Genomic DNA, 26,167 nt, shown 5'->3' with positions numbered 1-26,167 from the left:
TTTATTTTTTTTTTAAAATATTTTCATTGCTCACGATTATCTTATTTATCAAAGAATATGCCAAAACTACAAAATTATCTTATATTATTGTATTTTTTGTATAAATTATTTTTTGTTGAATATTCAATAAGAGAATTGGCTTTTTTTATTCTCTTCCTTGCAGTTTATTTTGTTTTTGATTCATTATTTGACACCTCAATAAATGTAAAAAGAGCTCGTTTAAGCTCTTTTTTTATTAATTACGACAGTAAATCTCATATTGTATCAATAAGCCGCTTAAGAAACGATATTCATAATGGTATTTATGGCGCCTTTATTGTCCTGAATATAAGTTTTGCAAATTTGGCTTTTTTCCTGTAGAAAATTTTTATCGTTAAGCAGGCGATCCAGGTTTTCTTTTAACTCATTAATATTCGAAATTACAGCACATCCATTTAAGGCAACCAATTCAATTGCTTCGGCAAAATTGGAATAATTAGGCCCAATAACAATTGGAAGCCCAAATGTTGCGGGCTCCAGAATATTATGAATTCCCGGATTTCCAAAACCACCGCCCACGTAAGCGATTGTTCCGTAGCTGTATATTTTGGTCAGCAGTCCCACTGTGTCTATAATAAAAACATTATAGCGGGATAGGTCCTGGTCATTTTTTTCTGAAAATAAAACAGTCGATTTTGTTATTTGAGATTTAAGGTTGTTTATTTGGTCCGTTTTTATATTGTGCGGTGCAATGATGAATTTTATGTTATCAGGTGCCTGATTGATATATTGGGTTAGTAATACTTCGTCTTTTGGCCACGAACTTCCTATAACTATAATGGGAGAATTATTTTTGAAATTTTCAATAAAATCAAGCGTGTTGTCTCTTTCTAAAATAGCATTTACGCGATCGAATCGCGTATCGCCGGAAACAATTACATTGTGAAATCCTATAGCTTCGATTTTTTCTTTGGAAATTTCGTTCTGAACAAAAAAGTAGGTAAACGCTTTTAGTGCTTTTCTGTAAAAACCGCCATACCACTTAAAAAACATTTGATTCTCTCTGAAAATTCCGGAAATCAAATACGTTGGTGTTTTACTGGTTTCAAGTTCTTTTAGATAGTTGAGCCAGAATTCATATTTAATAAAAAAAGCGAATTCCGGATGTGCTAATTTTAAAAATTTCTTAGCATTGCTTTTAGTGTCCAAAGGCAGGTAGATGGTAACGTCAGCAACAGTATTGTTTTTGCGTACCTCATATCCTGAAGGCGAGAAAAAAGTAACAATGATTTTATGAGAAGGATATTTTTCTTTTATTTTTTCGATTACCGGTAAACCCTGTTCGTATTCGCCCAGTGAAGCAGAATGAAACCAGATAGTCTTATCAGAAGGGTTTATTTTTTGTTCTAAAATGGCAAAAACATTTTTTCGGCCTTGAACAAAAAGCTTAATTTTCGGACTAAAAAGCGCTACAATTTTCAGAAAAAAGCCAGCAATAGAAACAACTAAATTATAGAGAAAAAGCATCTGTTTATTTTTGTGGCTAAATTACGTTTCTTTCGATTATTTTCATTGGTTTGAAGGTATTAAATAACTATTTTTGTTCCTCCTTTTAGAGATTCTGTTTTTGAAACAGCTCTTTAATTTTAAAAATATATTGAAAATGAAAAAAATTCAAATGGTTGACTTAAAGAGTCAATACGAGAAAATAAAAACTACCGTTGACGCTTCAATTCAAGAAGTTTTAGATACAAATACTTATATAAACGGACCTTTAGTACATCAATTTCAAAAAAATCTTGAAGATTATTTGGGAGCAAAACATGTAATTCCGTGTGCAAACGGAACAGATGCTTTGCAAATTGCAATGATGGCATTAGACCTAAAGCCGGGTGATGAGGTAATTACTGCCGATTTTACTTTTGCAGCAACTGTTGAGGTAATTGCGTTATTGCAATTAACACCAGTTTTGGTAGATGTTGATATCACGAATATGAACATCGATATCGATGCGATAAAAAAAGCAATTACGCCAAAAACAAAAGCGATTGTTCCGGTACATTTATTTGGTCGCGCCGCAAATATGGATGCGATTATGGAAATTGCTGCGGAGCATAATTTATATGTAATCGAAGACAATGCGCAGGCAATTGGAGCCGATTATATTTCGAAGTCTGGTACAAAAAGCAAAGTAGGAGTTATTGGTCATGTGGCAGCAACTTCATTTTTCCCATCTAAAAACTTAGGTTGTTATGGAGATGGTGGAGCAATTTTTACAAACGACGATAAGTTAGCACACATTATCCGCGGAATCGTAAATCATGGTATGTATGAGCGTTATCATCATGATGTTGTGGGTGTAAACTCTCGTTTAGACAGTATTCAGGCAGGGGTTCTAAATGCAAAATTGCCTCTTTTAGATCAATATAACACAGCACGTCGTCTAGCAGCTTCAAAATACAATGCAGCTTTTGCCGGAAATGCACATGTCATTACACCGGAATTTGATGCAAACGAAAATGATCACGTTTTTCATCAATATGTGTTGAGAATTATCGATGCAGACAGAAATGGATTATTGCAGCATTTGCAGGATAAAGCAATTCCTTGTGCGATTTATTATCCAATTCCGTTGCATTCGCAAAAAGCATATCTTGATTCTCGTTACAAAGAAGAGCAGTTTCCGGTTACCAATCAATTAGTACAAGAAGTTATTGCTTTACCAATGCATACAGAGCTTGATGATGAGCAAATTAAATTTATTACCGATTCTGTTTTAGAATTTTTGAAATAAGAAGTTAGAAAATAGAGGTAAGAAAATAGAATAAAGAATAAAGAATATAGAATAAAGAAGCTAAGAATTAAAAAAAAGGAAATTAGGGTTAAGAGAGTGATAGAAAAACACAGTTTGTAAGTCTATTTTCTTGATTTTATTTTCTATAATCTAAAAAAAAATATGAAAGTATTAGTAACAGGAGGATTAGGATTTATTGGTTCTCACACCGTAGTCGAATTGCAAAATGAAGGCTTTGAAGTCGTGATAATTGATAATCTTTCGAACTCTACAGAAGATGTTTTAAAAGGGATTACAACAATTACCGGAAAAACGCCTTTATTCGAAAAATTAGATTTAAGAGAAAAAGCGTCAGTTCAGGAATTCTTTAAAAAACACAATGATGTTACAGGAGTAATTCATTTTGCAGCTTCAAAAGCAGTGGGGGAAAGTGTTGAGAATCCTTTATTATATTACGAAAACAACATTAGTAGTCTAGTTTATCTTTTGCAGGAACTACAGCAAAAACCAGAAGCGAGTTTTATTTTTAGCTCGTCTTGTACCGTTTACGGTCAGGCCGAAAAAATGCCAATTACAGAAGATGCCCCGGTGCAAACTGCAATTTCTCCTTATGGAAACACCAAACAAATAGGAGAAGAAATCATTACAGACACTGCAAAGGTTACTAATATAAGTGCTATTTTATTGCGTTATTTTAATCCTGTTGGAGCGCATGCAACAACAGAAATTGGAGAATTACCAATTGGAGTTCCTCAAAATTTAGTGCCTTTTATTACTCAAACCGGAGTAGGATTGCGCAAAGAATTATCGGTTTTTGGAGATGATTATCCAACTCCCGATGGTACTGCAGTTCGCGATTACATTCACGTAGTCGATTTGGCAAAAGCACACGTTATTGCGTTACAACGTTTATTCAATAAAAAGAATTTACAAAAAGTAGAAACTTTTAATTTAGGAACAGGAAAAGGAAGTTCAGTTCTCGAAGTAATTCATAGTTTCGAAAAAGTAAGCGATAAAAAATTACCATACAAAATTATGCCGCGACGCGAAGGGGATATCACCGAAGCGTATGCAAATACAGACAAAGCAAACAATGTTTTGGGCTGGAAAGCACAATTGAGCCTGGATGAAGCAATGGCAAGTGCCTGGAAATGGGAACAAAAAGTTCGTTCTTAATTTAAGTATTCAGTCTCAGTCACAGTTTTCGGTAGAGACGCACAGCAGTGCGTCTAGCTGTAGAATAGTAAAAATTCCAAATGATCTAAATTGATTGTTTGGAATTTTTTAATTTATGCAATCAATTTATTTTGTAAATTTGTAAGATTAAATTGTAGGAATTATGAATAAGAAAAAAGAAGATCTTAAAAATGATAAGGTTGAAGAGCCTGCCGTAGAATACGAAGTTCAAAACCCTAAATTTAAAGGTATAGACAATGAAACCTTTGATTTTGATGCTGAGTTCGCAAAAGGATTAACGCCAGAGGAGTTTAAAGCTGAAATGTCTAAAAGAATAAAAGCTTATCCTTGGAAAAAGTAATTTTTTAAAAATGCTGTTCTGGAATATTTTGATAATTTAGTTTATACTCTTTTTAAGGAAGAGTATTTTGGTTTTTCGGAGTCAGCTCAGAATTATGCAGATAAAATTGTGAATTTTATAATTTCAGATATTTCTGGTTTCCCGCATAAGAAAGCACCAAAATCGTTACAATACTTAGGTTCAAATTATATTTTTTATAAACCAAATACGAGAACTACTTGGTATGGGTTTTTTGAAAAAAGAGATCAAAATTATTTGATAACTGGAATCATAAATAATAATAGGAAGAAATAAAAGATCTTTAAATAAAAATCCTCATAAGCAATCTGTTCATGAGGATTTTTTATATGTGTAGTTTTAACTGAAAACTGTGACTGAAAACGGAATACTAATTAAGCATTCGCAGTAACAGCTTCTTTATCAATTTTACTGATCAAGCCTGCTAAGACTTTTCCCGGACCAACTTCAGTAAACAAAGTAGCGCCATCAGCGATCATTTGTTGTACAGATTGAGTCCATTTTACAGGAGCGGTCAATTGTATGATTAAGTTCTTTTTGATTTCGTTTGCATCAGAAACTGCATTTGCAGTCACATTTTGATAAACCGGACAAATAGGAGTAGAGAATGTCGTTGCTTCAATCGCAGCAGCCAATTCTTCTCTGGCTGGCTCCATCATTGGGGAGTGAAAAGCTCCTCCAACAGGCAAAATCAAAGCACGTTTTGCTCCGGCAGCTTTCATAGCCTCGCAAGCTTTTTCAACCGCTGTAGTTTCTCCCGAAATTACCAATTGCCCCGGACAGTTGTAGTTTGCAGCAACAACAATTCCGTCTATAGAAGCACAGACTTCCTCAACAATATTATCAGCTAACCCTAAAACTGCAGCCATTGTAGACGGCGTAATTTCGCAGGCTTTTTGCATGGCAAGAGCACGTTGAGAAACTAATTTAAGGCCATCTTCAAAAGATAAAGTTCCGTTTGCAACCAATGCCGAAAATTCTCCTAAAGAATGTCCTGCAACCATTTCTGGTTTAAAATCATCGCCTAAAGTCTTTGCTAAAATAACCGAGTGTAAAAAAACAGCCGGTTGTGTAACTTTAGTCTCTTTTAATTCTTCGGCAGTGCCTTCGAACATGATATCTGTAATTCTAAAACCTAAAATTTCATTGGCTTTTTCGAATAATTCTTTGGCTAAAGCCGAGCTTTCATATAAGTCTTTGCCCATTCCTGTAAACTGTGCGCCCTGACCCGGAAATACGTATGCTTTCATTTGTCTAATTTAAGATTGAATTTTTTTGAATTGAAAATTAGTTTCAATTGAAAGGCAAAAATAACACTTTTTTATTTCGTATAATCCTTAAACATATAAATCCACGCTAATCTTGAAAACCGAAGATTGAAAGAAGTAAGTATAATAATCACAACCGCAATGATTGGAATGATTCTTAAATCGAAATTTTTCTCAAAGAAAAACTGAGCAATGCAATAGGTGGCAATTCCCTGAGCGACTGTTAATCCGTAGTTTACATACATGGCCCCAAAGAAATAACCGGGTTCTTTCTGAAACTTGTAATTGCAATGACTGCAATATTCATTCATTTTTGGCAAACTAAAATTCAGAAAAATATTTTTGTCTTTAAAAACTTTTCCTGTATGACAAATAGGACATTCGTTACTTAAAATATGAGTTAATGCACTTGACATGATTTTGTTATTTTTTATTTATACAAAGGTAATTCAGAGCCGTGTAAAAGTCTTTTTTATATCTTCGCTACTTATAGCACAATAAAGACATTTAGTATGAAAAAATACCCGGTTTATAGTGTTCAGAATTTTAGTTGCAATGATGTTCATCGTGATTTTTATGTAAATACGTTCAAAGAGCATCTTAAAAGTCACAGTTTTGTCGAAGAACCACATCGGCATGACTCGTATTTGATGGTCTTTTTTACGAATGGTTCCGGAAAACACGAAGTCGATTTTGATCAGTTCGAAATCAAAAAAGGAAGTTTGTTCGTTTTGCAACCCGGACAAATGCATCATTGGAGTTTGTCTGAAGATATTGAGGGTTATGTCGTTATCTTTTCTCAGGAATTGTATAATTTATATTTTGGGCAAAAAACAATCAATGAATATAATTTTTATCATTCGATTCATAATCGGCCGGAAATGGTTTTTGGGCTAAATCAAATCCCTAAAATACTCCCGTATTTTGATTTGCTCATTCAGGAAAGCAATCAGGAGAATAGATATCAACTCGATAAAATGCTTAATTTATTAGATTGTATTCATATCGAAATTGCGCGTAAATACAACGAAACCTATTCGCATCAAACGCATTCCTATAATGTCAAAATTGATAAGTTCGAAGTGCTTTTGGAGTATTATTTCAGGCAAGAAAAATTACCCTCTTTCTATGCTGAAAAACTAAATATCACCTTGAAGCATTTAAACCGAATCTGCAATGAAATTCTTCAAAAAACAGCCACAGAAGTAATTACAGATCGTGTCATTCTGGAGATAAAAAGAATGCTGATTGATAAACAATTAGCGGTAAACGAAGTGGCTTTCAAAGTGGGTTACGAAGATTACTCCTATTTCTCCAGATTTTTTAAAAAACAAACCGGAATGTCGCCAACTGAATTTCGAAATACAGTAAGATAGTTTTTGCCACGAATTGCACTAATTTGCACTAATTTTTCTCAAATGCTGAAATATTTTTAGCCACAGATTAAGAGATTTTCACTGATTATTATTCGCGTAGTACAGAAAAAAATCTTTTTTAATCTATTTAATCTGTGGCAAAAAAATAAAAATAATAATTCGTGGAAATTAGTGTAATTCGTGGCAAACAAAAAAAGCCTGTACTTCCTAAAAAGTGCAGGCTTCTTAACCAAACAAATTAAATTTATTCTGAAAGAATTACGCTTGTTTTGCAAATTGTAATTCAATGTTTAAACGAACTTCTTCTCCAACCAAAACACCACCGGTTTCAAGAGCAGAGTTCCAGTTTAAACCCCAGTCTTTACGATTGATTTTTCCTTCGATGCTTAAACCAACTTTTGTGTTTCCCCAAGGATCAGTCATGATTCCGCTAAAGTCTACAGGAAAAGTCACTGATTTTGAAACTCCTTTGATGGTTAAATCTCCAGTTATTTCATAATCTCCGGCATCAATTTTTTTGAAAGTTGAAGCTTTAAACGTTAATTTTGGATTGTTCTCCACATCAAAAAAATCAGCACTTCTTAAGTGACCGTCTCTGTCTGCATTTGCAGTGTCGATAGAAGCGATATCACCAGAAAATTCGATTGCAGCATTTTCGAAGTCGTCTCCTTCAGTAGTAATTGTTGCATCGTAAGTTCCAAATTTACCTGAAACATTTGTAAACATCATGTGTTTAACTTTAAAACCAATTTCTGAATGTGTTGGGTCAATTGACCATTTTGTAGTTGACATAATTTTTATTTTTTAAATATTAATTTCATTTTGATAGGACAAAGTTACTTCGACTGTCTTCATTAAGCACTTAACCTAGATTAAGAAATAAATAATGAAATAACTTTTGATTGCCTGTTTGTTTTGTTTTATTGCTTGAAAATTGACGTCGAATTAATAGTTCATTGGGATGTCCATTAATAAAAATTCAGCATCCGTATTTGCTGTGATGTTTAGAGTATCAGTTCCTGAAATTCCAACAGCATCCCTGGTATTTAATTCCTGACCATTGATGGTTACATTTCCTTTTAAAACGAAAGCATAAACTCCGTTTCCTTCCTTTTTAATAGTGTATTCTGTAGATACACCTGAGTCAAAATTACCCATATTAAACCAAGCATCCTGGTGAATCCAAACGCCGCTATCATCAGCATTTGGAGATAGAATTTGAGATAATTTATTGTGTCTGTCGGCAACATCCAGCGTTATTTGTTGGTAACGAGGAGTTACATTTCTTTTGTTTGGAAACAACCAGATTTGCAATAATTTAGTTTGCTGATCTGCATTAGGATTAAACTCGCTGTGCTGAACTCCTGTTCCTGCACTCATGACCTGAATATCACCGTTTTTAATAATTTCAGTATTTCCCATGCTGTCTTTGTGTGCTAAATCTCCTTCAAGCGGAATCGTAATGATTTCCATATTATCGTGAGGATGTGTTCCAAAGCCCTTTCCGCCGGCAATTGTATCATCGTTCAAAACACGAAGTGCTCCAAACTGAATCCTATCCGGATTGTACCAGCTCGCAAAACTAAAACTGTGATAAGCATTTAGCCATCCGTGATTTGCGTTTCCTCTTGTTTCTGCTTTATGTAATACTATATTTTCCATGATGATATGTTTTGTTATTTTTATAGTACAAAGATACCATCAAGGTCAATGAAACGCACTTAACCTAGATTAAGTTCTTTAAGGTGCTGAGATTTTATGGCTTTGTGGTGTTTTTTAGGAGCAGAAATTTTGGTTTTCAAAAGACCTGAAGTCCCGCTATCCGTTTCAATCTTTTGTATCCGCAGCGGCGGACACAAAAGGATTTCCACTTCTATCGGGGCTAAACGAGAAGTTTATTTTTATAAGAAATCTATATTTCGCTTTTATTAAAGTTCCGGAGGAACGAATTATATTGTAGGGATGGATTTTAATCCATTCTACGCACAATCATAATCGACAAAGATTAAAGGCAGAAAATCAACAATCAACAATCTAAAATCAACAATCTAAAATCAACAATCTAAAATCAATAATCTAAAATCAACAATCTAAATCAGCTATACTTCGCAATAAACTGTTGTACTACCGCATCTGTATTCTCGTGACGTTTTTTTATTTCCAGTGCAATTGGCGGTGCTGTTCTTTCGAGACAGTCTTTTACGTCGCAGGTTTCGCAGGTAACACCAACGATTCTTTTGACTAAAGGTTTTCCTTCAATAAATTTGAATTTCTTTTTCATTGCCGGAGTAATTAATATTCCAACCGAAATGCTGCGAATATTGTGCTCAACAAAAGGATCTTTAGTGGCTGATGAAAAAACCAAATATTCATTGCCGCTATGGATGTAACTGGAAATTTGAGCATCAAAAAAGTGAGGCTTATTTTGTTTAATCGCTTCGTCTATGGTTTTTACCGAAACCCATCTTCTGCAATAATGCTCATTGGTTTCATTGGCATGAGGTTCCTGTTGATTGGTAATGTGTAGTTCTTTTTTTATCTGATAAACATCAGAGCCAATTTTATGCGACATTCTTAAAAAGAATAAATTCTTTAAATGAAAATCTTTTGGCAATAAGTTGGTTAATCTTTGGTAGAAAGATTCCGGAGAGACTTCGAAACTTTCTATTAGTGCAACAAATTCTTCTGGATTAGGCTTTTCATTATTTAAGAAATCATTGATTTTATTGACAACCAATTGTCTTGGCAGTAATAAAGCCCCGGCAAAATAAGAAGCGTAAAAATTATGCAAAACCTGATCAAAATTTTCAAATTTGATCCAGCTAAAAGTCAGTAAACGATCTGAGATTTTGAGATAATTATAAGCGATTTCTTTAGCTAAAACAAAAGCCTTTTGCGGGTCATCAATTTCTGTCGAAAGCAATAAAGTTTTACTTTTCGGGACATAAATAGAGCGCAAATCGCCCAAAGCTTCCTGATCTGTAAAAGCGATTTCTTTTATAGTATATTCGTATTCTTCCTTAAGGATTGCTTCTAGTTCTTCGATACTTATTTTAGAATCTAAGTTGATCTGGAATGACTTCGAAAAAGCAATTACTTTCTCTTCCAGGTCTTCAAAATAATTACTGTGTGCTTCCTGATACGATCTTAAAGCAGCCAGAAAGAAGCTTTCTCTGCTGAGATTATAGTGTTGTGCAATTTCGATAATGGTGCTGATGAAGGCGTTTACTTTTGCCGGAGCATTGGCAATAATGTCAATTAGATCCGCTTCCTGGATGCCGAAAAGTTCCAGTGGAATCTCTTTTAAAATTCCGGATTTCAGGATTTCGCCAATTGGAGCAAGGTTATTATCAAGTTTTAAAGATACCATTTGGTCGTAAGGAACATCCAGATGTTCGCATAGAAGCAAAATTTTATCTGTTTTTGGATATTTCTTTCCCTTTTCAATTTCGTTTAAGTACGATTTTGAAAGATTTGTCAATTTGGCTAAGCCAAAAAGAGAAAGATTTTTTTGAGTTCTGACTTGCTTGAGTTTTAGTCCGAAGATCAGCTTTATATAGTCTTTTTCGATATCCATAGATCAAATATAATGATTTAAGGAATAATCGCCAAAAGATTATTTTTAATTTTTAGCGAACGTTCGCTTGTTTTGTAAAAAACTTTTTGTAACATTGTAGTGTAAAACCTATTAGCTATGAAAAACCAATTAGATAATATTGAAACGGCAATTGAATTTTTGACCAAAAAGAAGCTTTCATATCCAAAGATCTGGACAGAAGAAGCGATTGCTTTTATAACCAATTTGCATCGAAAATTTGAGTCGCAACGAAAACTGTTATTGTTACAACGGGAGCAAAAACAAACTGCTTTTGATCAGGGAGTCATGCCGGTCTTTACTCCGGAAACTAAAAGTGTCAGAGAAAGTAACTGGACAGCCGGAGAGATCCCAAAAGATTTACTAGACAGACGAGTAGAGATTACCGGGCCGGTTGATCGCAAAATGATTATCAATGCTTTGAACTCCGAAGCAAAAACATTTATGGCTGATTTTGAAGACAGCACTTCTCCAACCTGGCAAAATTTGATGGAGGGACAAATGAATTTGATTGATGCGGTAAATAAAACGATTACGTATACTGATCTGGTTAAACATAAGTCCTATCAATTAAATGAAAAAATTGCCACCTTAATAGTACGTCCGCGTGGTTTGCATTTACCCGAAAAACATATTTTGATAGAAGGAAAAGAAGTTTCAGGCTCTTTGATAGATTTTGGATTGTATGTTTTTCATAATCATAAAAGACTTTTAGAAAATAATTCAGGACCTTATTTCTACATTCCAAAATTAGAACATTATCTCGAAGCGCGCTGGTGGAATACTGTAATTGATTTTACCGAGGATTATTTGAAACTGGAACGAGGAACGATAAAAGTCACGGTTTTAATAGAGACCATTACAGCGAGTTTTCAATTGGATGAAATTATATATGAATTGAAAGAACATATTGTGGGATTGAATTGTGGACGTTGGGATTATATTTTCTCCTACATCAAAAAATTTCGCAAAAATCCAAAGTTTATTGTTCCGGATCGCGATCAGGTAAATATGACCTCGCCTTTTATGAATGCTTATTCGAATTTGGTGATTCAAAGATGTCATAAACGTGGAATTCATGCGATTGGCGGAATGGCAGCGCAAATTCCGATTAAAAATAATGAAGAGGCCAATGCGGTTGCTTTTGCAAAAGTAAAAGCAGACAAAGAACGCGAAGTTCGAAACGGTCATGACGGAACCTGGGTAGCACATCCGGATTTAGTTTCGTTGGCAAAACAGGTTTTTGATAAAGGAATGCCAACACCTAATCAGATTCATATAAAAAGAGAACATCGAAAAATTACGGAAGCAGATTTGATTGAACCACCAATTGGAATCATAACGGAAAACGGTGTTCGAAAAAATATAAACGTAGGGGTTCTGTATCTGGCGTCATGGCTAAACGGACAAGGCGCAGCTGCTTTGCATAATTTGATGGAAGATGCTGCAACGGCTGAAATCTCCAGATCGCAATTGTGGCAATGGCTTCAGAATAAAGTGGTTTTGGATAATGGCAAAAAATTAGATTTGGCGTATTATCACGAATTAGCTTTAGATGAATTCAAGAAAATTCAAGACGAATTAGGCGAGGAAAATTATGAAAAACGTCAATTTCCTCTCGCCGAAAAAGTTTTAGAAAGACTGGTTGTAAATCCAGATTTTGTCGATTTTTTAACCATTCCATGTTACAAATATTTATAACAATTACTGAGTTTAAATTTTAAACACATAGAAACATAGGTTTAAAATGTGAATAAAAAGAGTTTTATAAAAAAAACTAGTTTTTTACACATAGCTATGTTTGTTTTAAACAAATGAAATGTCTTTAACCACAAAGAAATTCTATGTCTCTATGTGTTAAGATTAAACTCAAAGAAAAATAAGTCCAGTTAAGCTGAAAACTAATCCCGATAGCTATCGGGAGAGACTGAACACTATTTACTTACTAACCACTTTAACTTAAACTTTATGAAAACAACAGAAGACAGAATTCAGGAATTGATTAACGATTGGATTACGAACCCAAGATGGAAAGGTGTTGAACGTCCTTATACGGCTACAGAAGTAGTTGCACTTCAGGGATCATATCAAATAGAGCATTCTATTGCCAAAATGGGAGCGCAAAAATTATGGAGAAAGTTAAAAAGTCAGGATTATGTTGCTGGTTTGGGCGCATTGACAGGAAATCAGGCGATTCAGGAAGTCGATGCCGGTTTAGAAGCGATTTACTTAAGCGGTTGGCAAGTGGCTGCAGATGCAAACTTGGCAGGAGAAATGTACCCGGACCAATCTCTTTATCCTGTAAATAGTGTGCCAATGGTTGTAAAAAAAATAAACAATGCTTTATTGCGTGCTGATCAGATTCAGACTGTAAATAAGGTTGAAGATAAAAAAGAATATCTGGTTCCGATTGTGGCTGATGCCGAAGCTGGTTTTGGCGGCAACTTAAATGCTTTCGAACTAATGAAATCAATGATCGAAGCAGGAGCTTCAGGAGTTCATTTTGAAGATCAATTGAGTTCTGCAAAAAAATGCGGGCATCTTGGCGGGAAAGTTTTAGTACCAACTCAGGAAGCGATTAATAAACTAATTGCAGCACGCTTAGCAGCAGATGTTATGGGGGTTTCAACTCTTATCGTTGCCAGAACAGATGCTGATGCGGCTAATTTATTAACCAGTGATGCAGACCCAAGAGATGCTAAATTTATAACAGGCGAAAAAACAAACGAAGGTTTTTTCTATGTAAAAAACGGAATCGATCAGGGAATCGCAAGAGGATTGAGTTATGCTCCTTATGCAGATTTAATTTGGATGGAAACCAGTAATCCGGATTTGGTTTATGCTAAAAAGTTTGCTGATGCGATGAAAAAAGAATTTCCGGATAAGATGTTAGCATACAATTGTTCGCCCTCTTTTAACTGGGCTGCAAAATTATCTGTTGCCGAAATGGAAACCTTTAGAGAAGATCTGGCTGCGATGGGATATAAATTCCAGTTTATTACTCTGGCAGGATTCCATGCTTTAAATACCAGTATGTTCGAATTGTCTAAAGCCTACAAAGAACGCGGAATGGCAGGCTATTCTGAATTGCAGGAAAGAGAATTTGCTTTACAGAAAAGCGGATTCAGAGCGGTGAAACATCAGGCTTTTGTGGGGACTTCTTATTTTGATGCCGTACAAAATACAGTAACAATTGGAAAATCAACGACAACCGCAATGAAACACTCTACAGAGGTTGAACAATTTTAATTCAAAAAAAACACGGTTCTTAGTTGAGCCGTGTTTTTGTTTTTTATAGCCACTCCCGATAGTTATCGGGATTCATAGATTAAAATGATTTAAAAAAATGTTGTCACGAATTTTAATTCAATTCTTAAGTTAATTTAATTAGTGGAAATTTGTGTAATTCGTGGCGAAAAAATAATCCTTTTATCTCTAAAATCTGTGACAAAAATATTATTTGCTTTTCAAAAGCCGGGCTTTCATTTTGCTGAAGAATTCTGGTGTTACTCCAATGAAAGATGCGATTTGTTTTTGAGGTACTTTATGAACCAGGGTTCCGTATTTGGTACAAAATTTCTCAAAACGTTCCTCTGCGGGTAAACTTAAATTATCCATTAAACGTTGCTGATTGGCGACCAATGAATTCTCTATTAAAATCCTGAAAAAACGTTCTAATTTTGGAATGTCAAGATACAATTGTTCCTGGTTTTCTTTGGATAAGGAAACTACTTCTGCGTCTTCAAGAACTTCGATAAAAAGCTGTCCCGGTTTTTGCGAAAAGAAACTATACATATCACTTATCCACCAGCCCGGGCAAGAAAATGAAAGAACATGTTCGACAATATTATCGTTGATGTTAAAGCTTCTCAAAATTCCGGAGTTCACAAAATACGAATGTTTACAAACCTCTCCGGCATTTAATAAAATAGTTTTGGCTTTATAAATCTTCGTTTCAGTTTTAGATAAAAAATGAGCTTGCTCTTCCGGTGTCAAAGAAACATGTTTGGCAATATTTTCAAGAATTAATGCCATTATTTTTCTTTTATCAAAGTGAATGAAGTAGCTTTGAAACGGTTGTTTTCTATTTTTCCGGTAACCGAAGCTTTTCGGATTTTATTACAAAAACCATCTTCTGCATGTGCATCGCCATGTTCGTCAATAGTCGTTCCGTCAACAAAATACGCTTTTCCATCAATACGAATGGCTAAGTCGCAACTTTTACCTTTCATTCCAAATTGGCATTCACCACAAGCAGTTTCTACAATTTGAGGCTCGTCGATAATTATTTTTTTTTGTGCCTGTGCTGCTATTCCAACAAATAGGAATAATAGAAATATTGATTTTTTCATTTTTAAGAGTTTACGGTTATTAATTTTGACGTTGTTTTGGCGCGTTCTGTAACTTCTTCAATTGGCGTTGCCAATGAATCATGACTTAATACAACACCCATTCTGCGATAAGGTCTTGAAGTTGGTTTACCAAAAATTCTGAAATCGGTTTTAGGCAGGGCGGCTACTTTTTCGATTCCTGTAAAAGTTGGATTGTTAGAATCTTCTGAAGCTAAAATTACGGCACTTGCTCCGGCTTTTTCAAGTGTGATTTCGAAAATTGGCAAGCTTAAAATAGCGCGTAAATGCAATTCGAATTCATTAAAATTTTGAGTTCCTGCCAGAGTTACCATTCCGGTATCATGTGGTCGGGGAGACAGTTCAGAGAAATAAACACCATCGTTGGTTAAGAAAAATTCGACCCCAAAAAGCCCTGCGCCTCCAAGTGCTTCAGTGATTTTTTCGGCCATGTCCTGTGCTTCATACAAATCAGCTTCGGAAACCTTTGCAGGTTGCCAGCTTTCCTGATAATCTCCACGTTCTTGTCGGTGCCCAATTGGAGGACAAAACAAAGTTGGATTATTATTCTGAGTAATAGTCAAAAGTGTAATTTCTGAATGGAAATCTACAAATGCTTCAACAATCACTTCGATTACATCTCCACGTGAACCCGCAACGGCATATTGCCACGCTTTCTCAATATCATTTTCGGTTTTTATAGTCGATTGTCCTTTTCCTGACGAAGACATTAAAGGTTTTACTACACAAGGAATTCCAACTTCCAAAACCGCTTTTTGCAATTGCTCTGCCGAAGTTGCGTATTGATATTTAGCGGTTTTTAAGCCTAATTCTTTTGAAGCTAAATCACGGATTGCTTTACGATTCATGGTAAAATTGGCTGCTTTCGCAGAAGGAACAACAGTAATTCCCTGTTTTTCGTAATCGTAAAATCGCTCAGTTCGAATGGCTTCTATTTCAGGAACTATAAAATCAGGTTTGTGTTTGGCTACAATTCTGTCAAGAGCTTCTCCGTCGAGCATATTTATAACTTCAAAACCGTGTGCAACCTGCATTGCGGGTGCATTTTCGTAACTGTCAACAGCAATTATGGTTTGTCCGATTCGTTGTGCAGCGATGGCAAATTCTTTGCCTAATTCGCCTGAACCCAGGAGTAGTATTTTCATAGGAGAATATTTGAAATATTGGAGTAGTAAAAGTAGCGAAAAATGTTTTTAACCGCAAAGTTTCTATTTGCATGTCTTAGTGTAGAGGCGCACAGAAGCGCGTCTACACAATTTATATTTAACTGCAAAGTTTTCTTTTTTAGTTAACAAGAAAACAAAGACTGTCAGGCAGATTTTGCAGATCGAGTAGATTTATCTTTGATTGCCTCCAGCTAAAGCTAGAGGCAATTCAAATATTTTTATTCAAAATTCTTTTTCAAAATAACTTTTTCTTGTTTTACGGTTTGCCTGATTTGCCTTTTTCGGCGAACACGCCCAAAATAAAAAAACCAACACTTAAAAGTATTGGTTTTGTATATTAATGAAAATGATCTTCTTCAATTTCAAATTCGGCATCTTTTTCCCAAATTTCCATTTCGCAAGGTTTGCAGTTGAATTTTAGTTTGTATTCCAACTCGCCTTGTTTTAGAACCAATGGTTCTTTTACTTTAACACCCATTATATCTTTTTGGTGTATTGGGCATTTTTTTAGTTCGTATTTGATGCAATATTTAGTGGTCATCACGCGTGATTTACCTGGATCCCATTGCAATTCAAAAGCTTTTTCGATTTCTGTTACGCCATGACGCTCGTAGAATTTACGTGCCGTTTTGTTCGAAACGTTGTACATAAAATCAAGTTTTGTTTCAGGATACGGATGCGAAGTTTTTACCAGTTGGTGTTCTTCGCGTTTGTAATTGGCCAGACGAATTTGGGTTAACTGATCGTAAACAGTTCTGCGCATTTCGTTGATTTTTGAAATAGGAAGGAACCAGTTTTGAGAAAACATAATATTAATTTCATCTGCATTATAAGGTGTAAAACCTGTTTTCGCCAATTGGGTTTTAATATTTTCTTCTATCGATTCGCCGGTTTTAGTTTGTTCTTTCGAATGTTCTAAAGTTACAACACTTACATTTCCGTCTTCATCGGTTGCGATTAACTCAAAACCAGTTTCGTTTTCGGTAAGTAATAAAGTCGTGCTTAGTTTTCGAACAGCACTGTCTTCTCTTTCAACAATTTTAATAAAAGCAGCGTCGTTATTTCTATAGATGAAAGTCCCGTCTTTTACTTCTTTTAAAACGTTTGGATATATTTTACCGTTTTCGGCTTTATTGACATAAATTCCATCAGCTTCGTTGTTTTCATTTATGAAACAAAGTCCGTCGCCGTTGTTTAGCAATTCGCCATTTTCGATTTCGTAAGCGTTTCCAACAGTTCGGATAAGTTTGCCAATATATTGTCCTTTCGATTTTGGGCTTTCCCAGGAACCAATACTGTTGTTTCTATCGTTTACAAAATAGTCAGTATACCCACGATTGAAAGTTCTGTTTAAAGAAGAATCAAAAGTATAAGTACATTTTCCGGAAGAAGCTTTGATATATTTGCTGTTTCCTTCGCCTTCTAAAAAGCTGTCTAATTTTTGGCGTAAATAAGAAACGTTATTTTTTACATAAACAACATCTTTTAAACGTCCTTCTATTTTAAAAGAAACAATTCCTGCTTCGATCAAATTTGGGATTTGCTCTGAAATATCTAAATCTTTAATCGAAAGTAAGTGACTATTTTTGATTAAGGTTTCTCCGTTTCCGTCGATTAAGTTATAGGGTAATCGGCAATTTTGAGCACAAGAACCACGATTGGCGCTACGTTCTCCGTTAGCCACACTCATATAGCAGTTTCCGCTAAAAGATACGCACAATGCACCGGTTACGAAAAATTCCAGTTCAACATCAGCTTCGTCATAAATCGTTTTAATTTGATGCAAGTTCAATTCGCGGGCTAAAACCACACGTTTGATACCGGCATCTTTAAGGAATTTAATTTTATCAGCATCACGGTTATTGGCTTGTGTGCTGGCATGAAGTACGATAGGAGGCAAGTCCATTTCCATAATTGCCATATCCTGAATAATGAGGGCATCGACACCAATATCGTATAACTCCCAAATCATTTTACGGCACGTTTCCAGCTCGTTATCATACAAGATGGTGTTCATTACCACAAAAACCTGAGCATTAAATAAGTGTGCATATTGTACTAAAGCGGCAACATCCTCAAGCGAATTGTTAGCGTTTGAGCGTGCTCCAAATTGTGGTGCCCCAATATAGACTGCATCGGCACCACTATTGATGGCTGCCATTCCTCCAATTAAATCTTTAGCCGGAGCTAATATTTCTATCTTCTTCATTTTTAAAACTTTGGTGTTCTGTGGTATTCACGGAAAAAAGTTTGCAAAGTTCTTATAAATATTTCGAGTTTACTAATGCTGAAGGGATTTTTTTTAGAATTGTTGGGTTATATGGAATGATGATGATTAAAAACAAAAAAAACTACCCTGTTTAATAGTCGGGTAGTTTCGTTCTCAAAAAAATAGTGTCAAATATTAAGACAATTTCTTCGCTTTAATTTTTGTCAAAGTATTTTCGATACTTGCTAATTGTTTGGATACAATAGCGATTTGACTGGATTCAAGTTCATTTTTTTCTACAGCCATTTTGTATTTTTCGATCGCAGCTTCTTCTCCAGTAATACAAGCATTGATGATAGCTTCTGTATCACCGCTTGTAAAGGATGATTTGATATCGATCCAGGCGCGGTGTATGGCTCCTAATGGACCACCACCAGAGGTATCAGTTGATTTCCCCAGTTTGTTTATTTCGTCTTGTATTTCTACAATAAATAAGGCGCGTTCGCGTGCGTAATCTAGGAAATCAGTTTTGATTGCCGGGCTGCTTACGTGTTCTGCCGCATTAGTATATCCTAGTTTTCCGTCTTCGAGTATAGAAATCAATCCTTCTAAGGTGCTAACTGCTTTTTCTGTGGTTTCATCTGTATGTATCATAATATATGTTTTTAAATTTTATATTACAAAGATGGGAACTAATGGATTATTATGTCTTACAGGATTATACTTGTGATTTATAATATTGTGGAATGGGAATTTTGAAAGGATTAAATTGTTTTTGCCAGGAATTTCACGAATTGCTTTGTGTCTTAATTGAATTAAGAAAAAAGTTCTTGTTTATCGTTTGCGTGAGGGATTGAGGCGGTATCCTTTTATGAAGCGTTAGCGGAATAAAAGATATAGCCGAAAGCCCGACCCGTAGGGTCACGCACAAAAAAAGCACAAAAAAACAGCTTAAAGTATAAAGTGATGAAACTTTAAACCTTAAGCCGTTTTGATAAAATTATTTATAGTGTTAGACAGCCAAAGCTTCTTTGATTCTGCGTAAAGCTTCTTTTAAGATATCGTCGCTTGTTGCATAAGAGAAACGAATACAGTCTGGATTTCCAAAAGCATCTCCTGTAACTGTTGCTACATTAGCTTCGGCCAAAAGGTACATTGAAACATCGTTGGCATCTTTAATTTCTGTTCCTCTTAAGGTTTTTCCGAAGAAAGAAGAAACGTCAGGGAAAACGTAAAAGGCTCCTTCGGGAACGTTTATTTTTATACCTGGAATTTCTTTAAGTAATCCAACAACTAAGTCTCTACGACTATGAAAAGCCTGAACCATGTGGTTTAATACGCTTGGATCAGCATCTACAGCAGTAATTGTAGCACGTTGCGCTACAGAATTTGCTCCCGAAGTTACTTGTCCCTGAATTTTTGTACACGCTTTTGCGATGAATTCCGGAGCTCCAATGTAACCAATTCTGTATCCTGTCATGGCAAATGCTTTTGCAACTCCGTTTACAGTAATTGTTCTTTCGAACATTCCCGGGATTGAACCAATGCTGCAAAAAGTTCCTGAGAAATTGATGTGCTCATAAATTTCGTCAGCAACTACATATATATTTGGGTGTTTTTCTAAAACTTTTGCAAGAGCTGTTAGCTCTTCTCTGCTATACACAGATCCAGATGGGTTACAAGGAGAACTGAACCACATCATTTTTGTTTTTGGTGTAATTGCAGCTTCCAGTTGTTCTGGTGTAATTTTGAAATCAGTATCTACAGATGTAGGAACTTCAACAGGAACTCCTCCGGAAAGTTTTACAATTTCGAAGTAAGAAACCCAGTAAGGTGCAGGTAAAATAACTTCGTCACCATCATTTAGCATTACTTGTGCAATGTTGTATAAAGATTGTTTGGCTCCGGTAGAAACTACGATTTGAGTTGGTTTGTACTCTAAATTATTGTCTCTTTTGAATTTTCGGCAAATTGCTTCTCTTAATTCTAAATAACCTTCTACGGGAGAATAAGTACTGTAATTTTCGTCAACTGCTTTTTTAACCGCTTCTTTGATGAAGTCTGGGGTATTAAAATCCGGTTCGCCTAAACTTAAACTGATAATATCTTTTCCTTGGGCTTTTAATTCGCGAGCTAAAGCAGCCATTGCTAAAGTTTGTGATGTCGCTAAGTTGTTGATTCTGTCTGAAAGAATATGATTCATTATAAAATTTTTGAATGTCCTTAATTTCAACTTTAATTAAGGAAGGTTAATTATTAATAGATTTTTTATGCTAGTTCTGGTTTCATTCCAAGATCTTTCAAATGCTTGTAGTGTGCTATCACGGCACCTCTCATCGTTCTGAATTCATGATAAGGCAAGTTGCATTCGATTGCGGTTTGTTTTACAATCTCGGCAATTTTTCCATAGTGAATATGGCTGATATTTGGAAAAATGTGGTGCTCGATCTGGTGGTTTAATCCTCCGGTAAACCAGTTGATTATTTTATTTTTTGGAGCAAAATTAGCAGTGGTATACAATTGGTGAATTGCCCAGGTGTTTTCCATTTCTCCATCTTCATTAGGAACCGGGTTTGAAGTTTCTTCTACGACGTGTGCCAATTGAAAAACAATACTTAAAATTAATCCGGCTACATAATGCATTACAAAAAATCCAACCACAACTTTCCACCATGTTACACCAAGAACCATTGGTAAAACCATCCAGATTAATACGTAGATTATTTTTGTGATTACCAAAACAGTCCATAATTTGGCAGGACTTTGAGGTGTTCCATAAGATAATTTTCTTTTCAGATAATTTTTCATTTGCTTGAAATCGGTGGTTAAAGCCCAATTAAAAGTCAATAGTCCGTATAAGAAAAAAGAATAATAGTGTTGAAATTTATGAAAACGTTGCCATTCGGCATTTTGTGTAAAACGAATAATTCTTCCGGCATCAAGATCTTCATCATGTCCGTGAATATTAGTATAGGTATGGTGCAATACATTGTGTTGCACTTGCCAGTTGTGAACATTTCCGGCCAAAACATAAATGCTTCCGCCCATAATTTTATTAATCCATGATTTAGAAGAGTATGATCCGTGGTTTCCGTCGTGCATAACGTTCATTCCAATTCCTGCCATTCCAACTCCCATTAGAATATTTAATAACAATTGTGCCCAAAAAGGCATATTAAGACTTAGTATTAAAAAGTAAGGTGTTAGAAAAACGGCAAAAAGAATAACGGCTTTTAAGTGCAGCTTCCAGTTTCCAGTTTTCTGAATGTTGTTCTCTTTGAAGTAATTGTTTACTCGTGAGTTAAGTGTTCTGAAGAACTTCAGATTGTCTTGCTTAGCAAAAGTAGGCGCAGTCTTATTCATAATTGATTTAAATAGTTTTCAAAGGTAATTATTATAAATTTTCAATTTGCAAAATTGAGTTAAATATTTCAACTGTAAAGTAGTACTTTTGTTAAAAAATTAGAGCAATGGATGAGATATTGAAATATTTTCCTGATTTGACCGACATTCAAATCGAACAATTTCAAAAATTAGACTTTTTATACCACGATTGGAATGAAAAAATCAATGTTATTTCGCGTAAAGATATTGATGCCTTATATACAAAGCACGTTTTACATTCTTTAGGGATTGCTAAAATCATGAAATTTGAGCCCGGAACAACGGTTCTTGATGTTGGAACCGGTGGTGGATTTCCAGGGATTCCGTTAGCGATCCTATTTCCGGAAACACGTTTTTATTTAATAGATGTTATAGCCAAGAAAATAAAAGTAGTTCAGGGTGTTGCTGAGGCATTAGAATTAAAGAACGTAAAAGCAGAACAATTGCGCGCAGAAAATGTAAAAGGTGATTTTGATTTTATTGTGAGTCGTGCTGTAACTAATATGCCGGATTTTGTGTCCTGGATTAAAAATAAAATCAAAAAGCAACATAAACATACTTTAAAAAACGGAATCTTATATCTAAAAGGTGGTGATTTAACCGAGGAGTTAAAGGACTTTCCAAAAGCAACTTTATACGATTTGTCTACAATTTTTGAAGATGAATTTTTCGAAACTAAAAAAGTCGTGCATCTGCCTTTAAAGTTTGTAGTATAATCTTCTATGATTACAAAAACCCGACAGTAATGCTTGTCAAAGCAGTATTGTCGGGTTTTTATTTGTACTTATTTTTAAGAAGCTTTTCTGGATAATTGTAAAAAAGGATTTGCTTTTTGATCCAGATTAGCAATGAAATCATGAATGGCGTTTTCGACATTTTCTGACGTATATACAAATTCAGGATCAAAGAAAAATGCGCGACAAATCATCGGGTCGTTTGATGAATCGTAAATCGCTTCATCCGTTTCATCCAGATTTTTGTAACCGTATTGACAAGGAAACAAACGATTTAAATCTGTCATGATCGTAATAAACCATTTGTCAAATATTTTTTTTCTTGGGGTAACATGACGGGCTAATAAAATTAGACCCAGAATTTCAGTTTGAAGAAAGTAAGATCCTTTTCTGTATTTTACATCTACCATTCTTACATTCATAACGGCAGTCCATAATGGGCCGTTTATAGAACCTTGTGTTGGTATTTCAAGATCAAGATCAAAGAGTAAAGGTTTTGTTTGTTCCGGATTATACATGGAACACCAAAGGGCTTCGATTCTTTTTTCGATATCATTTATTGGAGATGTATATCCTTTAAAACGCCAATGAACCCATTCTAGCAAAGCAGCAGTCAGGCCTATTGCAGCCTTATGATTAATGTGGGACAATGCGATTTCGAGATCTTTGTGCCCTTCCAGCGGATCCATTAGTTTTTCCATCTTCTTTCTGTTCCATTTAAAATCAATGGGATGGTTAACAATTTTTGCTTCTGAAATTATTTGGGGTATGTTATGTAAATTTTTCATGCGAATTATAATTTAGGTACTTAATTTTCAATTTTAAGGAAACAATTTGATGTTTAATTTGACTATTTATGGTGTTTTTTAATACAGTACAAATTTAGTGTGATGTCTTTTTTTTGATTATTGCAATACGCCAAAAATGTAATAAAATAAGATATTTTTACTTACGCAATCATCTGAAAATCAATATTATATGAAAAATATTACAAATAAAGCCCTGATTTTATTTTTTAGTAGTGAAGGTTAGTGCAGTTTTTTAAATTTTATTAATTTCCGTTTTGCTTTTAGATTAATAAGCATAACACAATGATAATTTTAAGGTTATGCGTATTTCTTTATCTTTGAAAATACGTATAAACAAAGTAATAATGAATAGAAGGAAGTTTTTTAAAAACGGCTCTTTACTTACGATAGGAGCTGCAGTGATGAATCCGTTTCAGAGTACTGCAAATATTTTAGATTTAGAATCTACGTACAAAAATAAGAAAGCCAAAAATATTATTTTACTCGTTAGTGACGGGATGAGTACAGGAACCTTAAATATGGCTGATTTGTTCCTGAATAGAAAAACAGGAAAAGGTTCTAATTGGATTCAGTTATACAAAGACAACAGGGTTTCGAGAGCTTTGATGGATACGGCTTCGGCGAGTTCTATTGTAACAGATTCATCGGCAGCAAGTTCTTCCTGGGGAGGTGGTTTCAGAGTAAACAACGGTGTACTTAATGTTAGTCCGCAAGGAGAGCCTCATTTACCACTTTGGCAAAAATTTAAAAAGTCAGGAAAAATGGCAGGTTGTGTAACGACAGTTCCTATTACTCATGCCACGCCGGCTGGTTTTTGTGTCAATAGCAAAAGTAGAAATGCACAAGATGATATTGCAGAACAATATTTAGATCTTGGTTTTGATGTGATGATGGGTGGAGGTTCAAACTATTTTAGTCCTGAATCCAGAAAAGATAAAAAAGATATGTTTGCCGCTTTTAAAGCAAAAGGATATCAAGTTGTAAAAACACGTTCTGATATGGAGGCCGCTTCAAATGCTCAACCAATTTTAGGGGTGTTTGCAGAAGATGGTTTGCCTTATTATGTGGATAGAAATAGTGACGAGAATTTGCAAAAAAACATTCCGGGTCTTGCAGAGATGGCACAGAAAGCTATTGACAGGATGAAAAATCATAAAAACGGTTTTGTTTTGCAAATTGAAAGCGGGAAAGTTGATTGGGCTGCACATGGAAACGATATTGCAGGTCTGATTAATGATCAGATTGAGTTTGATGAAGCAGTAAAAATTGCGATAGATTTTGCTGAAAAAGACAAAGAGACATTGGTAATTATTACTACAGATCACGGAAATGCCAATCCGGGAATTATTTATGGTAAAGATGCCAATGATAATTTTGACAGTATCCAGAAATATACGCAGACGAATGAATGGATTTTGAATCAAATAAAACCGGAATCGTCAGTTGTGAAAGTAAAAGAAATTATTGAAAAAGCAAATGGACATTCTGTTTCTGATGAAGAAGCAAAAACGGTCTTAAGTTATTATGATGGACTGCACAAAGAAGACGGATTGTATAATTATAAAAAATTACCGTATAAGGCTTTTGCAGAAATGCAGGGAAAAATAAACTCTGTAGGCTGGATTAGTATGGATCATTCTGCTGATTATGTAGAGTTGGCAATGTTTGGTCCGGGAAGTGAACTTTTAAAACCTTTCGTAAAAAATACGGACTTACATTATTTGATGTTGCAAGCTGCAGAGGTTGAAAATAAGTTTTAAACTCTTAGTTTATTAGGATGCCTTTCTGGATAGAATTAAAAAAGGATTTGCTTTATAATCTATATTTTCAACAAAAGCAGCAAGCGCTTTTTCTGATGCTTCTTTAGTGTTTTCAAATTCAGGATTAAAGAAAAAATCACGACAAATTGCAGGTTCGTTAGATGAATCGTAAACCGCTTCATCAGTATTTATTACAGTATTCTCAGGATATTGACATGGATATTCTTCTTTTAAGGTTGCCATTTTTCTGTTGAACCATTTATCAAAAACCTTTTTTGCAGGAGTAATATGGCGCGCCAGTAATACCAATCCTATCAGTTCACTTTGAAGCAAGTAAGAACCTTTTTTATACATAACATCAATCATTCTGGTATTCATAAGAGCGATCCATAAAGGTCCGTTTACATGACCAGATGCAGATATATCAAAATCGACATCAAATAATAAAGGTTTAGAGCTTTCTCTGCACTCTATTGAACACCAAAGTGCTTCGATTCGTTTTTGTACCTCATTGTTCATTTTTGTGTATCCCGTAAATCTCCAGTAAATCCATTCTAATAAAGCAGCCGTTAATCCAATAGCAGCTTTATGATTAATTTGAAGCAGGGCATTATCAAGTTCGTCATTTCCTTCTAGAGGATCCAGAAAATTATCGATCTTTTTTTTGTTCCATTTAAAATCAATTGGGTGACCAATACTTTTTGATTCTACAATTACTGTTGGTGTGTTTTGTAAATTTTTCATGTTTTTTTCTTTTTTTTACTCAATGATTGTGAGCGTATTTTTTAAAGCATTATGGTTGGTTTTACGCTGTATTTATGATGCTTTTTTATGCTATTAATTATGATGTAAATTTATGGCTACATATATTTTTAATGTATTACAATAAGTTTTTAAAATAACATAATAAGATTTTTAAACATCTATGGTGTTGATAATCAATAAAATAAGAAAAGTATTACAAATAATAAGAACCTAAAAGCGCAAGATTTATAACAGAAAATTTCTATGTATCTGATTCAATTGGTTGAATTTTAGTTGTTTGTTTTTCAATTAAGTTCTTTCAAGTGGTTGGCTGCATATTAGTACTAAGAAAATCGCATAAAGAGGCTTATCAAAATAAAAGGCAAAACGGCATTCATCCTCTATTATCTTTCGTTCCTGTACA

At 34.7% G+C, this 26,167-nt stretch carries 23 protein-coding genes; 8 read left to right on the top strand and 15 right to left on the bottom strand.

Annotation, left to right across the window (positions count from 1 at the left end; translation table 11 throughout):
* Window positions 1-276 precede the first annotated feature (276 nt).
* Window positions 277-1,506, bottom strand: a complete 1,230-nt coding sequence (locus B0A64_RS19955) for a 3-deoxy-D-manno-octulosonic acid transferase (RefSeq protein WP_089481240.1) — start codon at window positions 1,504-1,506, stop codon at window positions 277-279.
* A gap of 136 nt (window positions 1,507-1,642) precedes the next feature.
* On the opposite strand from B0A64_RS19955, the gene B0A64_RS19950 reads away from it, so the two are divergent.
* From B0A64_RS19950 to B0A64_RS19940, 3 genes are all read left to right on the top strand, one after another.
* The gene (locus tag B0A64_RS19950; protein WP_089481239.1) at window positions 1,643-2,773 is read left to right on the top strand and encodes a DegT/DnrJ/EryC1/StrS family aminotransferase; all 1,131 of its coding nucleotides are present in this window, start codon (window positions 1,643-1,645) and stop codon (window positions 2,771-2,773) included.
* A gap of 162 nt (window positions 2,774-2,935) precedes the next feature.
* Entirely contained in the window at window positions 2,936-3,949 is a 1,014-nt protein-coding gene (gene galE, locus B0A64_RS19945) for a UDP-glucose 4-epimerase GalE (protein WP_089481238.1), read from the top strand.
* Window positions 3,950-4,112: 163 nt separating this feature from the next.
* On the top strand, window positions 4,113-4,310 hold the full coding sequence (locus tag B0A64_RS19940) for a hypothetical protein (protein ID WP_089481237.1): 198 nt from the start codon (window positions 4,113-4,115) through the stop codon (window positions 4,308-4,310).
* Between the two features lie 392 nt (window positions 4,311-4,702).
* On the opposite strand, the gene fabD is transcribed toward B0A64_RS19940, so the two are convergent.
* Together fabD and B0A64_RS19930 are read right to left on the bottom strand one after the other, a co-directional pair.
* A complete protein-coding gene (gene fabD, locus B0A64_RS19935) occupies window positions 4,703-5,578 on the bottom strand; it encodes an ACP S-malonyltransferase (protein WP_089481236.1) in 876 nt (291 codons plus the stop codon).
* Between the two features lie 71 nt (window positions 5,579-5,649).
* Entirely contained in the window at window positions 5,650-6,012 is a 363-nt protein-coding gene (locus B0A64_RS19930) for a DUF983 domain-containing protein (RefSeq protein WP_089481235.1), read from the bottom strand.
* 96 nt (window positions 6,013-6,108) lie between these two features.
* Between B0A64_RS19930 and B0A64_RS19925 the strand changes: the two genes are divergently transcribed.
* Window positions 6,109-6,972 (top strand): helix-turn-helix domain-containing protein, encoded by an 864-nt coding sequence (locus tag B0A64_RS19925; RefSeq protein WP_089481234.1) that lies wholly within the window; start codon window positions 6,109-6,111, stop codon window positions 6,970-6,972.
* Window positions 6,973-7,230: 258 nt separating this feature from the next.
* Here the strand turns inward: B0A64_RS19925 and B0A64_RS19920 are convergent, their stop codons facing one another.
* The 3 genes from B0A64_RS19920 to B0A64_RS19910 form a co-directional block, all read right to left on the bottom strand.
* A complete protein-coding gene (locus tag B0A64_RS19920) occupies window positions 7,231-7,764 on the bottom strand; it encodes a YceI family protein (protein ID WP_089481233.1) in 534 nt (177 codons plus the stop codon).
* A gap of 153 nt (window positions 7,765-7,917) precedes the next feature.
* The gene (locus B0A64_RS19915) at window positions 7,918-8,634 is read right to left on the bottom strand and encodes a pirin family protein (protein WP_089481232.1); all 717 of its coding nucleotides are present in this window, start codon (window positions 8,632-8,634) and stop codon (window positions 7,918-7,920) included.
* A 433-nt stretch (window positions 8,635-9,067) separates the two neighbouring features.
* The gene (locus tag B0A64_RS19910) at window positions 9,068-10,549 is read right to left on the bottom strand and encodes a helix-turn-helix domain-containing protein (protein WP_089481231.1); all 1,482 of its coding nucleotides are present in this window, start codon (window positions 10,547-10,549) and stop codon (window positions 9,068-9,070) included.
* 117 nt (window positions 10,550-10,666) lie between these two features.
* Between B0A64_RS19910 and aceB the strand changes: the two genes are divergently transcribed.
* Window positions 10,667-12,268, top strand: a complete 1,602-nt coding sequence (gene aceB / locus B0A64_RS19905) for a malate synthase A (protein WP_089481230.1) — start codon at window positions 10,667-10,669, stop codon at window positions 12,266-12,268.
* A 267-nt stretch (window positions 12,269-12,535) separates the two neighbouring features.
* On the top strand, window positions 12,536-13,816 hold the full coding sequence (gene aceA / locus B0A64_RS19900) for an isocitrate lyase (protein ID WP_089481229.1): 1,281 nt from the start codon (window positions 12,536-12,538) through the stop codon (window positions 13,814-13,816).
* Window positions 13,817-14,023: 207 nt separating this feature from the next.
* On the opposite strand, the gene B0A64_RS19895 is transcribed toward aceA, so the two are convergent.
* The 7 genes from B0A64_RS19895 to B0A64_RS19865 form a co-directional block, all read right to left on the bottom strand.
* The gene (locus B0A64_RS19895; RefSeq protein WP_089481228.1) at window positions 14,024-14,602 is read right to left on the bottom strand and encodes a Crp/Fnr family transcriptional regulator; all 579 of its coding nucleotides are present in this window, start codon (window positions 14,600-14,602) and stop codon (window positions 14,024-14,026) included.
* Window positions 14,602-14,919, bottom strand: coding sequence for a DUF6370 family protein (locus B0A64_RS19890; protein WP_089481227.1), 318 nt, complete (start codon window positions 14,917-14,919; stop codon window positions 14,602-14,604). Before B0A64_RS19890 ends, B0A64_RS19895 begins: the two co-directional genes overlap by 1 nt.
* A 2-nt stretch (window positions 14,920-14,921) precedes the next feature.
* Window positions 14,922-16,082 (bottom strand): formate-dependent phosphoribosylglycinamide formyltransferase, encoded by a 1,161-nt coding sequence (gene purT, locus B0A64_RS19885; RefSeq protein ID WP_089481226.1) that lies wholly within the window; start codon window positions 16,080-16,082, stop codon window positions 14,922-14,924.
* A 358-nt stretch (window positions 16,083-16,440) separates the two neighbouring features.
* Complete coding sequence (locus B0A64_RS19880; protein WP_089481225.1) at window positions 16,441-18,312, bottom strand: peptidase U32 family protein; 1,872 nt, start codon at window positions 18,310-18,312, stop codon at window positions 16,441-16,443.
* A 195-nt stretch (window positions 18,313-18,507) separates the two neighbouring features.
* On the bottom strand, window positions 18,508-18,966 hold the full coding sequence (locus tag B0A64_RS19875; protein WP_089481224.1) for a ferritin-like domain-containing protein: 459 nt from the start codon (window positions 18,964-18,966) through the stop codon (window positions 18,508-18,510).
* Between the two features lie 358 nt (window positions 18,967-19,324).
* The gene (locus B0A64_RS19870; protein ID WP_089481223.1) at window positions 19,325-20,515 is read right to left on the bottom strand and encodes a pyridoxal phosphate-dependent aminotransferase; all 1,191 of its coding nucleotides are present in this window, start codon (window positions 20,513-20,515) and stop codon (window positions 19,325-19,327) included.
* Window positions 20,516-20,580: 65 nt separating this feature from the next.
* Complete coding sequence (locus B0A64_RS19865; RefSeq protein ID WP_089481222.1) at window positions 20,581-21,675, bottom strand: fatty acid desaturase family protein; 1,095 nt, start codon at window positions 21,673-21,675, stop codon at window positions 20,581-20,583.
* Window positions 21,676-21,782: 107 nt separating this feature from the next.
* On the opposite strand from B0A64_RS19865, the gene rsmG reads away from it, so the two are divergent.
* Window positions 21,783-22,412 carry a 16S rRNA (guanine(527)-N(7))-methyltransferase RsmG gene (gene rsmG / locus B0A64_RS19860; protein ID WP_089481221.1) on the top strand — a complete coding sequence of 210 codons (630 nt, stop codon included), beginning with the start codon at window positions 21,783-21,785 and terminating at the stop codon, window positions 22,410-22,412.
* 74 nt (window positions 22,413-22,486) lie between these two features.
* Here the strand turns inward: rsmG and B0A64_RS19855 are convergent, their stop codons facing one another.
* Window positions 22,487-23,218 carry a hypothetical protein gene (locus B0A64_RS19855; protein ID WP_089481220.1) on the bottom strand — a complete coding sequence of 244 codons (732 nt, stop codon included), beginning with the start codon at window positions 23,216-23,218 and terminating at the stop codon, window positions 22,487-22,489.
* Between the two features lie 365 nt (window positions 23,219-23,583).
* Between B0A64_RS19855 and B0A64_RS19850 the strand changes: the two genes are divergently transcribed.
* Complete coding sequence (locus tag B0A64_RS19850) at window positions 23,584-24,999, top strand: alkaline phosphatase (RefSeq protein ID WP_089481219.1); 1,416 nt, start codon at window positions 23,584-23,586, stop codon at window positions 24,997-24,999.
* Window positions 25,000-25,011: 12 nt separating this feature from the next.
* Here B0A64_RS19850 and B0A64_RS19845 read toward each other — a convergent pair whose 3' ends face one another.
* Entirely contained in the window at window positions 25,012-25,743 is a 732-nt protein-coding gene (locus tag B0A64_RS19845) for a hypothetical protein (protein ID WP_089481218.1), read from the bottom strand.
* Window positions 25,744-26,167 lie beyond the last annotated feature (424 nt).

The sequence above is a fragment of the Flavobacterium araucananum genome (assembly GCF_002222055.1).
GTDB classification, from domain to species: Bacteria; Bacteroidota; Bacteroidia; order Flavobacteriales; family Flavobacteriaceae; genus Flavobacterium; species Flavobacterium araucananum.
This window is presented reverse-complemented; position numbering and strand designations above follow the sequence as displayed.